General features: G+C 64.6%; 7 protein-coding genes and 1 tRNA gene. 3 read left to right on the forward strand and 5 right to left on the reverse strand.

The window, feature by feature from the left end; genetic code table 11:
• Positions 1-103: 103 nt before the first annotated feature.
• From VGN62_RS21095 to VGN62_RS21105, 3 genes are all read left to right on the forward strand, one after another.
• On the forward strand, positions 104-574 hold the full coding sequence (locus VGN62_RS21095) for an Lrp/AsnC family transcriptional regulator (protein ID WP_327457774.1): 471 nt from the start codon (positions 104-106) through the stop codon (positions 572-574).
• A gap of 114 nt (positions 575-688) precedes the next feature.
• Positions 689-764, forward strand: a tRNA-Thr gene (locus VGN62_RS21100).
• A gap of 129 nt (positions 765-893) precedes the next feature.
• Positions 894-1,988 carry a transglutaminase-like cysteine peptidase gene (locus VGN62_RS21105; protein WP_327457664.1) on the forward strand — a complete coding sequence of 365 codons (1,095 nt, stop codon included), beginning with the start codon at positions 894-896 and terminating at the stop codon, positions 1,986-1,988.
• Here VGN62_RS21105 and VGN62_RS21110 read toward each other — a convergent pair.
• The 5 genes from VGN62_RS21110 to VGN62_RS21130 are packed head-to-tail and all read right to left on the reverse strand — an operon-like array spanning position 1,934 to position 8,581.
• Positions 1,934-3,193 carry an HlyD family type I secretion periplasmic adaptor subunit gene (locus VGN62_RS21110; protein ID WP_327457666.1) on the reverse strand — a complete coding sequence of 420 codons (1,260 nt, stop codon included), beginning with the start codon at positions 3,191-3,193 and terminating at the stop codon, positions 1,934-1,936. The two genes, VGN62_RS21105 and VGN62_RS21110, sit on opposite strands and share 55 nt — an antisense overlap.
• A gap of 1 nt (position 3,194) precedes the next feature.
• Positions 3,195-4,286 (reverse strand): cell wall hydrolase, encoded by a 1,092-nt coding sequence (locus tag VGN62_RS21115; RefSeq protein WP_327457668.1) that lies wholly within the window; start codon positions 4,284-4,286, stop codon positions 3,195-3,197.
• A complete protein-coding gene (locus tag VGN62_RS21120) occupies positions 4,283-6,430 on the reverse strand; it encodes a type I secretion system permease/ATPase (RefSeq protein ID WP_327457670.1) in 2,148 nt (715 codons plus the stop codon). Before VGN62_RS21120 ends, VGN62_RS21115 begins: the two co-directional genes overlap by 4 nt.
• Positions 6,431-6,467: 37 nt before the next feature.
• Entirely contained in the window at positions 6,468-7,862 is a 1,395-nt protein-coding gene (locus VGN62_RS21125) for a TolC family protein (RefSeq protein WP_327457672.1), read from the reverse strand.
• Positions 7,862-8,581 carry an OmpA family protein gene (locus tag VGN62_RS21130; protein WP_327457674.1) on the reverse strand — a complete coding sequence of 240 codons (720 nt, stop codon included), beginning with the start codon at positions 8,579-8,581 and terminating at the stop codon, positions 7,862-7,864. Before VGN62_RS21130 ends, VGN62_RS21125 begins: the two co-directional genes overlap by 1 nt.
• Positions 8,582-8,595 lie beyond the last annotated feature (14 nt).

Here is an 8,595-nt window from a genome sequence, read left to right on the forward strand (position 1 = left end):
AGCGGCTTGTCGCATCTTTGCCTTGGGCAAACTTGATCGCATTTCGGCAACACGGATCAATAAATGGATGTTACAACCCAAATATATCCATTATGAGGATGAAATGACCGATCTTGATCCCTTCGAGATGAAAATTCTCCGCGAACTGCAGCGCGACGCGAATCAAACGACGGCCGAAATCGCCGAGCGCGTCGGGCTGTCGGTGTCGCCCTGCTGGCGCCGCATCGATCGCCTCGAGCGCGAGGGCTTCGTCAAGAAGCGCGTCGCGATCGTCGATCGGCGCAAGGTCGGGCTCAACGCGCACGTCTTCGCGCAAGTGAAGCTCAACGCGCACGGGCGTGCGAATCTCGACGAGTTCAGTGCAACGATCCAGGGATTTCCCGAGGTGCTCGACGCCTATGTCCTGATGGGCACCACCGATTTCATGCTGCGTATCGTTGCGAAGGACATCGACGCCTATGAACGTTTCTTCTTCGACCAGCTGAGCAAATTGCCCGGTGTGCAGGAAATCAATTCGACGGTCGCGCTATCCGAAATCAAGTCGACGACAGAACTGCCGCTCGGCGCGGATTAGGTCGGCCTCCGCACGCGCCTCCCGCACAGCAGGGACAGGAAAGAAACCGAACGCCGAATCTTGCGCAAGGACGCTTGTTTTCCCCCCAAGGCGCTGATAGAGGCGCCCATCGTTGCCGCTTTAGCTCAGTTGGTAGAGCACATCATTCGTAATGATGGGGTCACAGGTTCGAGTCCTGTAAGCGGCACCACTTCCTCATATTTCCAATTACTTACCATGGCGTCTCGCTGCCGTTTATCGCGCCCGCATAACGTGCTGAATGCGGCGTTTACTATCGTCATGAAAAGAATCCTCATCCCGCCGCGGCAAATGCGGCAGCATGAGAAAGAACGCCCATCTTGTCGCTGGCGAGTCCCGATGGCTTCCTGTCTCCATCGCGATTGCCGCCGCCGCGCTCACGCCGGCGGCCGCCCATGCTTCGTCGAAACTGGTCAACGACCGGTCGTTGCCGGTCAGCAAGGCCCCGTGCCCCGTCGCGTCGGCGGCGCGAACCGATGCCGTGGATATGCTGCTGGGCGGTGCGCCCAGCGCGCTCGATCGCATTCGCGCCGAACAGGCGGGCACACCCGTCGCCGCTGCGCCTTTCGCGGCCCCGGCCCCCGTCACCGCGAACCTTGTTGCTTTCCCGGCGCGCCCGACGCTGGAGCCGGCGAGCCGCGGCCCGATTTCCTTCGCCTTGGCCGATGTCCGGAACTGCGATGCCGCAGCCGCGCTTCCCAACCCTTCGTCGATCGGCGAAGCATTCGCCGCCGTGGCCGATACCGACCCGACCGCCGAACTCGGCACCCGGGCTATCCCGGTCAAACGGACACGCTTCGACGACCGCTGGGACCATGTCCGTCGCGCCGCGCCCGCCGGGCTGATGCAGGCGCAGTTGCGGCGGGCAAATGCCGCGCCGGGGATCGGCGAAGCCGACCTGCTCGCGCGCGTCAACCAATGGGTCAATCGCGAGATCGCCTATGTGAACGACGACCGCAATTACCGCCAGCGCGACTTCTGGGCCACCGCCGAACAGACGATCGCGCGCGGCAGCGGCGACTGCGAGGATTTTGCGATCCTCAAGATGCAGTTGCTCCGCGCGGCGGGGGTCGATGCCGACCGGATGAAGCTCGTCCTGCTCCGCGACCTGGCGGCGAACAGCGATCATGCGTTCCTGCTGGTGCAGACTGCATCGGGGAAGGTCGTGCTCGATAACATGACCGACCGCCTCTACGACGGCAGTCAGGGTAATTCGGTCCGGCCGGTGCTGTCGTTCAGCGGCAACCAGCGCTGGGTGCACGCCTATCGCGGCACGCAGCCCGCACCTTTCGCCACCCCGATCCCGGCGTCGCGCAAATCCTTCACGCTGGCGCTCAATTATCAGCGTTCGGTCAAGGCCGACCCGCTCACCTTCAAGACCGGCTTCAGCAAGTAGCTCAATACCGATTTCTTGCCCGTCACGATCTCGACGTCGCAGAGCATGCCGGGGGTGATCGGAAGGCGGCGGCCGTTTGACGTCAGATAGCTGTTCGTCGTTTCGACGACGACAGTGAAATAGGCCTGCCGTTCGACCTCGTCATAGATGCTGTCGGCCGAAACGCGGACGACGCGGCCCTTCAGCCCGCCATAGATCGAGAAGTCGTAGGCAGTCACCTTCACATTGGCGGGGTCGCCGACCTTGATGAAGGCAATATCGCGCGGCGTGACGCGCGTTTCGATGAGCAATTTGTCGCCGAGCGGCACGACCTGCATGATCTGCTCACCCGCGTTCACGAAGCCGCCGACCGTGTTGACGAGCAGGTCGTTGACGACCCCGCGCGTCGGCGAGCGGATTTCGGATCGCGCGAGCCGGCCTTCGGCGCCGCGGATCGTTTCTTCGTTGACCGCCATCTTGGTGGTGAGCTGGCTGCGTTCGTTGAGTGCTTCCTGCTGGAAATCGAAGCGCGCGCGCGACACTTCGGCGCCCGCCTCGCGCACCGCGGCCTGCGACCTTGAAATCGCCTGTCGCGCTGCGGCGAGCCGGCCCTGGATATCGACCACGTCGCGCTGCGCGGTCAGGAGCTCGGTCTGCGGGACCACGCCCTTCGCCGCGAGCGGTTCGAGCATCGCAACCTGCTCGCGGGCAAGACGCAGGCTGCTTTCGAGCGACGAGGCGGTGGCCTGCGCTTCGCCCATATCGCGGCGGCGCTGTTCGACGCCGGCCGACAAGGCCGCGAGCTGGCTTTGCAGCGACGAGCGCCGCACCTCGGCAAGGCGCGCTTCATCGCCACAGCTCGCACCGACGCACCCGGCCCCGCTGCCGCCTTCACCCGCAAGGCGCGCGGCGCGCTGCGCAAGGCGGGCATTTTCGGTTTCAAGCTGGCCGAGTTCGGACTGCGACGTCGTATTGTCGAGGCGCACGAGCAACTGCCCCTTGCTCACCGTCTGCCCCGACCGCACCAATATTTCGCGGATCGTCGACGGTTCGGCCGACTGGATGATCTGGACCTTCGACGACGGGATCACCCGCCCCTGCCCGCGCGATACTTCGTCGACGCGCGCGATGCTTGCCCACAGCAGGAACAACACAAAACCGGCGGCAGCCGCCACCATGATCTGTTCGCTTCCGCGAAGGCGCTGCCAATATTTCACGATCGACATATTATTTTCCGGGCTGGAGTTCGGGCGTGACGGCGGGGCCCTGCTGGCTGGTCAGGCTGTCGAACCGCGATTTGCTCTGCGTCGGGTCGGGGATGTTCGGCACCCAGCCCTTGGTGACGTCGACACGGCCGCCGACGTCATTGTCGGCGCGATGATCGGTCGGGTCGCGCGGCGGCGGGACGCCCTCGACCGCGATCGCTTCGCCCGGCAGGACCGTCGCAAGTGCCGTGCCGCCCTGGTAAAGCTGGCTGAAAGCGGGAATAAATTCAGCGCCGGCATAGGCATCGGAAAAAGCGCGCGGCTTTCCCCACGACCCCGGCCAGCGATAGAAGATATGCGCACCGATCTGCTCAATCTTGGTCAGCTTCGGCGCCCAGCGCGGCAGGACATAATTGGCGTGATAATGCGTGGCCATCCCGACGCTCACCTCGACATGGCCGGACAGCGCGGCGCGCGCGATTTCGGCCGAGCGGCGCCACAGCGCGGGCACCGGTGCGCGACGCATCGACCCGTCGCACGCAAAGCTGAACTGGCAGCCGGGGCGCGAGCTGCCCTGATAGATCACGCCGCAGACGGTGTTCGGATAGGCAGGATGCTTCATCCGGTTGAGGATCACCTGCGCGACCGCGGCCTTACCCGCATCGGATTCGGTCGCCGCCTCATAATAGATCGCCTGCGTCAGGCAGCGCTGCGCATTGGTCGACTGGGCGAGCGAGATGGTCGGCATGATGAAGGGCCGCGCCGCCTCGACGGGCAGCGTCGAAACCGGCAGCAGTGCATTGCGCGCGACCGCGTCGGCGCCCTCGGCAGCGGGGACGACCGAGTCCGTCTCGGTCTCGGTGATCAGCTTCGCGATTGCCTTCTTCTTTGCCGCCTTGGCGGTTTCGGCGGGATCCGCGGTCCAGCTCGCGACCACACCTTCGACAAAGCGCGCCAAGCGATCGTTCGTCGACGCAAAGAGGATCGCGGCGGCTGCGACCGCCAGACCCAGCAGCACGAGCTTGAGGTTCTTCGGCGAACCCTGCCGTCCGTCCGACCATGGCGCATCGGCGCTGGTGGCGCCGTCGCGCCCGATGTTGAGCTCTGGGATCATGATGTCGGTTCCTTGGTCGATCGCGCAAGCACTTCGGCGCGCGGGCCGTCGGCGACGATCCGGCCGCCGTCGATCACGATGATGCGGTCGCACATCTGGAGGATCGCCTCGCGGTGGGTGGCGATCACGACCGTCTGCGATTTCGCGACAGCGCTATCGAGCGCCTGGATGAAAAGCCGCTCGCTCTGCGTGTCCATCGCGCCCGTCGGTTCGTCGAGGAACAGCAGGCGCGAGGGCGAAGCGAGCGCGCGTGCGATGGTCAGGAAGCCGCGCTGGCCGCCCGAGAGCTGACCGCCGCGTTCACCGGTGCCGCGATCGAGCCCGGTTTCGTCGCGGCCCATGAAGCGGTCGGCGCCGATCGATTGCAGCGTCGCGAGCAATTCGGCGTCGGACGCCGCCGGCGCGCAGTATTGCATATTTTGCTTGATGGATCCGCTGAACAGCACCGCGTCCTGCCCGACGAAGCGGAATTGCGAACGCAGGTAGATCGGCGAATATTGGCGGCTGTCGAGCCCATCGATGAAAATATTGCCCGCCTCGGGTGCATAGAGCCCGCACAAAAGGCGCCCGAGCGTGGACTTGCCCGATGCGACGCGGCCGACGATCGCGATCCGTTCGCCCGCCTCGATCTTGAGGTTGATGTCGGTCAGCGACGGAGCCGAGGCGCCCGGATAGGTGAAGGACAGTCCCTCGACGACGGTATGCCCCTTGTCGATCGTCAGGTTCAGCGCGCTGCTGCCCATGCGGCGTTCGTCGTCGGCGACGATCATCTGCTGGATGCTCGCCATCGTGGTCAGCGCCTGGCGCCCGCGCGTCATCAGGAAGGCGAGCTGGCCGACCGGGGCCATCGACCGGCCGGCGAGCATGACGATCGCAATGATCGCGCCCATCGAAATCTTGCCCGCGTCGAACAGGTAGAAACCGCCAACGACGAGCGCAAGGCTGGAAAATTGCTGGCCCAGCGTCGCGAGGTTGATTGCCGCGGCGCCCGTCCGGCGCATCGTCGCCTGCGTCCGCGCGCTGGTATCGACCATCCGGCGCCATTGACCGAGAACCTGCCCTTCGGCGGCGCAACTCTTGATCGTCTCGGCCCCGCCGATCGCTTCGACGAGCATCGCATGCTGGATGCTCGCATCGGCCTGATTGTCGAGCGACGCCTGTACCATGCGGCGCTGGAGGAAATATCCGGCGATGCCCATCACCGCGATGATCGACAGCGGAACGAGCGCCAGCCAGCCCGCGAGCACCGCGATCATGATCAGGAACAGCACGAGGAAAACGACATCAACGATTAGAACGATCGTCGTCGAGGCGAAGAAGTCGCGGATGGTTTCGAATTCGGAGACGCGCCGCGCGAGCATGCCGGTGCTGCCGCGGCGGTCGGCGAGCGGCATGTTCAGCACTTTGGAAAAGATCTTCTCGGACAATTTGACGTCGAGTTCGCGGCCAAGATCATCGAGCAAGGTCGAGCGCGCGAGGCGGAGCGTGAATTCGACCGCGAAGGCGAGCAGCGCGCCGACCGCGAGGACCCACAGGCTCGATACCGCCTTGTTCGGAATCACGCGATCATAGACGTTCATCGTGAACAGCGGCAGCGCGAAGCCGAGCAGGTTGATCATCAGCGCTGCGCCGAGCACCGGATAGAAGGAGCGGCGCATCCGCCGGATCTCGCTCCAGAACCAGTGGCGCTTTGCCTGTTCGTCCCACGGCCTTTCTTCGGCGCGGATCGCGGTCGGATCGGCGGCGACGCCCACCGCCTGCCCGGCATAGCTTTCTTCGACTGCCGCTTCGTCGGCCCAGACCGGGGTGTCGGCCCCGGGCTCCCAGACGAGATATTGCTCGTCCTTCGCCTCGAGCAACACCGCGCAGCTACCGTCGGTGCGGCGGACAATCGCCGGCAGGTCGCGCGCGAGCTGCCTGACCTTGCGTGCGGGGAGCCGTTCGTTGTTGATGAAGCAGAGGTCGAGCGCGGCTTCGGCCTGATGAAAGGGGAGGAAGCCCCTTTCATCGCGCGCGAGCGCCGAGAGCGCGCCGCGCTGGAAATTCTGGCCGAAATGCTGCGCGACAAAGAGGATGCAGGCGATCAGCGGATCGCCCGGCGCCTCTTTACCGATACGCGCAATGGAGGATTGACCCTGTACCATATTGAAATTTTCTACTTAGAATCAATCCACTAACAAATTATTGCGGGTAACGGCGACGTTGCAGCTCGGCCGGGGCCGGCGGGCCGTAACCGACCTGCTCGCGTGCATAGACGCGGCGCGATTCGGGCGCGGTCAGGTTGAACGCCTCAAGCAGGCTGTTCGTCGATGCCAGCACCTGGTAGACGGCGAACATCTCCGAGAAGCGCGCCGTTTCGGCGCGCACCTGCACGTTGAAACGCGTGTTCTGCGCATCAAGCACGTCGAGCAGCGAACGGCGTCCGATCGTGAATTGGTCACGATAGGATTTGAGAAGTTCGTCGGTCGACCGGCTCTGGTCGACGAGGTCGCGGAAAACCGCAGTCTGCGTTTCGCGGCTGTTCCACGCGCGGCGCGTATCGGCCTCGGCATTGCGTTCGGTTTCATGGAGGCGGAAACGGCTCTCGCTCGCGCGGCGGACCATCTCCTGATATTTCGCGCGGTTGATGCCGCCGTCGAAAATATCCCAGCGCAGGACGACGCGGCCGAGCAGGTCGTTCGTTTCGCCGCGGAAGGCGTCGATATCGTCGCCGATCCGGCCCGACAGTTCGAGGCCGATCGTCGGGGCGAAATCGCCCTTCGCCTTCTTGGCCTCGGCGTTGGCGGCATCGACATCGGCCTGTGCTTCGAGCACCTTGGGGTGCCGCGACCGCGTCAATCCAACGGCTTCGCTCAGGCTGACGGGCAGCTTTTCGGCCATCGCCGGCGGCATCTGCACATCGTCGACCTGAAGGCCGCTCAGTGCGAGCAACTCGATCTTCGCGTTGACCAGCGCCTCCTTGGCTTCCGCGACGCGTACGCTCGCCGCCTTTTCGCGTTCCTGCGCCTGTTGCACGTCGGCGATGCTGATCGACCCCTTCGCCGCGCCTTCCGACAAATCCTTCACGAGGGCGTTGTGAAAGCTCATATTGTCTTCAGCCGCCGCGACGACCCGCTGTTGCAGCAGAACATCGAGATATTGCCGTGCGGTCTGCAGCGCGATGAACTCCGACCGTTCGAGCACGCGCAGCGCCGCGCCGTCGACGCGCGCTGCCTGACGGAGCTTTTCGCCATTACGGCGGCCGAAGTCGATCAGCGTCTGCTCCGCGCGGATCGAAGCTTCGACCGGATAAAGCTCGTCATTGGCGATGCCGAGATTGCGGCGCGTCGCATTTTCGAGCCGGCGGACCCCCGCCGACATTTCGAGCGTCACGCGCGGCAGGTACAGGCCCTTCGCCTGCTCGAGTTCGAACTCGATCGCCTGCTTGTTCATTTCGGCCTGGTTGATCTGCGGATTGGAATCGATCGCGACCGCCATGACATTTTGCATGGTGGTCGGTTCGGCCCAGGCCGCGCTGGCGAAAAGGGATATGGCGAGTGCCGAGGCAAAGCCTGCGAGCTTATGTTGCGCTTTCATCACTGTCCCCCATTCACTTCGACTTCAACGCGCCGGTTTTCCGGTGTGCGCTGGCCATCCACTGTCTGAATACGCGGCTTGCGTTCGCCCATGCCCGACACCGCGATGGCGTCGGCGGGAATGCCCGCGCCGCCCATCATGTCGGCGATCACGCGCGCACGGCGGAGCGCGAGCCCCTCATTATACTGGTCGGAACCCGACCGGTCGGTGTGCCCGACGACGGTGAAGCTGCGCCAGCCGCACCGCGCGCGGTTTTCGGCCATGAAGGCGACCGACTGGCTCGCGTCGGCGGGCGCAACGGTCGAATCCCAATCGAAATAGAATGTCGAGGCAACCACCGGCGGGCAGTTTTCGGTCGTCGGCGGCGGAGGCGGCACCAGCGGGGTTTCGGGCGCCGGCTGCGGCCCGCGGGTCATCATGCCGTAAGCGAAATCGCAGCGACGCAGGCTCTCTGCGTCCTTCGTGTTCGACTTGAGGTAGCCGAGCGCGATCCCGCAATGAACCTTGGCTTCCGAAGCCCAGGTATAAGCGTTGCTGTTCGCCGCCACGACCGAACGATCGGTCGTCAGCGCCAGCGCCGCATCATAGCGGGTCCGGACCTCGGTCTTGAGCTCGCCGATCGGTCGATCGGCGAGCGCCTGCGCCAACGCGCTCCCCGGCTGGGCGAAAGCCAGCGCGGCGATCGCCCCCGCTGCCCATTTTGCCGATTGATGTGCCATGCTGTTACGCCCTC

It is taken from the genome of Sphingopyxis sp. (assembly GCF_035998905.1).
In the GTDB taxonomy this organism is placed as follows: domain Bacteria; phylum Pseudomonadota; class Alphaproteobacteria; order Sphingomonadales; family Sphingomonadaceae; genus Sphingopyxis.

What these genes read in the sequence shown, in the direction of transcription:
- VGN62_RS21095 (WP_327457774.1), top strand. Translation starts at nt 104, where the DNA reads ATGACCGATCTTGATCCCTTCGAGATGAAAATTCTCCGCGAACTGCAG.
- VGN62_RS21105 (WP_327457664.1), top strand. Translation starts at nt 894, where the DNA reads ATGAGAAAGAACGCCCATCTTGTCGCTGGCGAGTCCCGATGGCTTCCT.
- VGN62_RS21110 (WP_327457666.1), bottom strand. Translation starts at nt 3,193, where the DNA reads ATGTCGATCGTGAAATATTGGCAGCGCCTTCGCGGAAGCGAACAGATC.
- VGN62_RS21115 (WP_327457668.1), bottom strand. Translation starts at nt 4,286, where the DNA reads ATGATCCCAGAGCTCAACATCGGGCGCGACGGCGCCACCAGCGCCGAT.
- VGN62_RS21120 (WP_327457670.1), bottom strand. Translation starts at nt 6,430, where the DNA reads ATGGTACAGGGTCAATCCTCCATTGCGCGTATCGGTAAAGAGGCGCCG.
- VGN62_RS21125 (WP_327457672.1), bottom strand. Translation starts at nt 7,862, where the DNA reads ATGAAAGCGCAACATAAGCTCGCAGGCTTTGCCTCGGCACTCGCCATA.
- VGN62_RS21130 (WP_327457674.1), bottom strand. Translation starts at nt 8,581, where the DNA reads ATGGCACATCAATCGGCAAAATGGGCAGCGGGGGCGATCGCCGCGCTG.